We start from the raw sequence: 2,298 nt of genomic DNA, 5'->3' as shown, positions 1-2,298 counted from the left end.
GCATGAGGCGGCTCGTCGTATACGAGCGGCGGTTGGGCAATAGCCGCATGAGCTGCGCGGGCGGCAGCGGCTGCGTCACGACGATGAACGAGCCGACCGGCGCAAGACGCCGCCGGTACCACGCGAACGGCCCATGCCGCGAAGGACCCGTGGCGATCAATACCTGTTGCGCATGCAACGTTCCGCGCGCCGACTCCACGCGATAGCCGCCGCCCTCTTTCGCGATGGACGTCACGGCGGCGTGCTCGTAGAGCCGTGCGCCGCGCCGTACCGCGGCGTTCGCGAGCCCTATCGCGAAGCGGCCCATGTGCATCTGACCGCCGTGCTTCTGGAGCAGTCCGCCATGGAAGCTGTCCGATTCCACCTCACTGCGAATCTGTTCGCGGCCGATGATCTCGACGTCCGGATCGACTTCGCGGCGAATCAGCTCGGCCGTTCGCTCGAGGTGTTCGAGGTGATGCGGTTTCGCCGCGAGCTTGAGCTTGCCCGAAGCGAGATAGTCGCAGTCGATGCCCTCTTCGCGAATGAGCCGCTCGACCGTGTCGACGGCCGCCGCGTAAGCGCGGTAGCAACCCTGCGCGCGCTCGACGCCCAGTTGCCCGCGCAGCGCCGCATAGTCCTGCGCGACGCCGGTATTGCACTGGCCGCCGTTGCGCCCCGACGCGCCGCCACCCATGCGCCCCGCGTCCAGCACCGCGACGCTCGCGCCACGGCGCCCGAACGCGAGCGCCGCGGAAAGCCCCGTGAAGCCGCCGCCCACCACCGCGACGTCCACGCGGCCTTCCACCGGTCCCTCGCTTGCGAGCAGACCGCCAGGGGCGGTGTCGAGCCAGTAGGAGTCGAGCTTCATCGGGCGGCCTCGGCTAGCGCGTTTCTCAAAGACCCAGATGCGAAGCGAGTTCGCCGATCGTCTCGACTTCGTAGTACTCGTAGTACGGCGTGCCCGGCTCGTGGCCGCGCTTGACGAACGCCTTGTGCTCGATGCCCATGTCGTGCGCCGTCATGAGGTCGTAGCGCAGGCTCGACGAAACATGCAGCACGTCGCCGGGGTTGCAGTTCAGCTGGTCGAACATGTACTCGAAGCCCTGCATGCGCGGCTTGTACGACTGCGCCTGCTGCGCCGTGAACACGCGGTGGAACGGCGCGCCGAGTTTGTCGACATTGCTCTGGATCTGGTCGTCCGAAGCGTTCGAGAGAATCACGAGCTTGTACTTCTTCGCGAGGCGCGAGAGGCCTTCCGGCACGTCCGGGTGCGGGCCCCAGGTCGGCACGGCGGTGTAGAACTTTTCCGCTTCGGCCTCGATGAACTCGACGTTCATGCGCTTGCAGGCGCGGCGCACCGAATTGACGACCACGTCGCGGTACGGCTTCCATGCGCCGAGCACCTCGTCGCGGCGATAGCCCGCGAAGAACGCGACGAACTTCTCGAGGTCGGCGCCCTTGAGGCGGTCGCCATACATCTCGCGCGCCGTGTCGGCCATGCGGAACTTCGTCAGCGTGCCGTAGCAGTCGAACGTGATGTACTTCGGCTCGAAATCGATCATGATGGCAATCCTTTCGTGTGATGAACCCGCTTGGGGCTCAGTGGCGAAAACAGGTGGAAGTGCGTCCCTGTGGAAAATTTAAACAGCGCAAAATTTGGGGTTGGCGTCGAATCGTGGGGCCTGCACGGTATAAACGACGCGTTTGCAGGGGCCGCCGCAGCAGATTCTGCGGTGGCGCCATCGCGCGGGCCATAGCCGAATGACCGTGCGTTTTCGTGCGTGATTCGTCAGCTTTGCAGTCAGCATGGCGTCAGGTTCTCGTATCGATCAGCACGCTCTTGAAACGCAGGTGCGCTTCGTAACCCTGGCGCCCGAGATCCTTGCCCATGCCCGAGCGTTTGTATCCGCCCGTCGGGATCATGAAATCGTTGCTGCGGCCGTAGCGGTTGACCCACACGGTGCCCGCCTCCAGCGCGCGCACGAGGCGCAGCGCGCGGCCGATGTCCGCGGTGTGCACGCCGGCCGCCAGGCCGTATTCGGGATGCGAGGCGAGCGCGAGCGCCTCTTCCTCGGTGTCGAAGGTCTGCACCGTGAGCACCGGGCCGAAGATCTCGGCGCGCACCGCCTCGGTCTGCGCCGTCACGCCGGTGATGATGGTGGGCAGGTAGAACGCGCCGGGCACGGGCGCGTCCGCGCGGCGGCCACCGCAGTAGAGCGTGGCGCCTTCGGCCACGCTGCGCTCGACGATGCCTTCGATGCGCGCGGCCTGGGTTTCCGAAATGATGGGCGGCAGCGTCGTGCCCGAAGCCCACGT

At 66.4% G+C, this 2,298-nt stretch carries 3 protein-coding genes; all 3 read right to left on the bottom strand.

Annotation, left to right across the window (positions count from 1 at the left end; translation table 11 throughout):
- Positions 1 to 850 (bottom strand): NAD(P)/FAD-dependent oxidoreductase (locus tag AB4Y43_RS40265; RefSeq protein ID WP_368730277.1); only part of this gene is annotated, 850 nt, incomplete at its 3' end.
- 25 nt (positions 851 to 875) lie between these two features.
- Entirely contained in the window at positions 876 to 1,544 is a 669-nt protein-coding gene (locus tag AB4Y43_RS40260) for a haloacid dehalogenase type II (RefSeq protein WP_342948847.1), read from the bottom strand.
- A 250-nt stretch (positions 1,545 to 1,794) separates the two neighbouring features.
- A partial coding sequence (locus AB4Y43_RS40255; protein WP_368730276.1) for an aldehyde dehydrogenase occupies positions 1,795 to 2,298 on the bottom strand: 504 nt, incomplete at its 5' end.

This window comes from Paraburkholderia sp. BR10872 (assembly GCF_040965835.1).
Taxonomy (GTDB): Bacteria; Pseudomonadota; Gammaproteobacteria; order Burkholderiales; family Burkholderiaceae; genus Paraburkholderia; species Paraburkholderia nodosa_A.
This window is presented reverse-complemented; position numbering and strand designations above follow the sequence as displayed.

What these genes read in the sequence shown, in the direction of transcription:
- AB4Y43_RS40260 (WP_342948847.1), bottom strand. Translation starts at nt 1,544, where the DNA reads ATGATCGATTTCGAGCCGAAGTACATCACGTTCGACTGCTACGGCACG.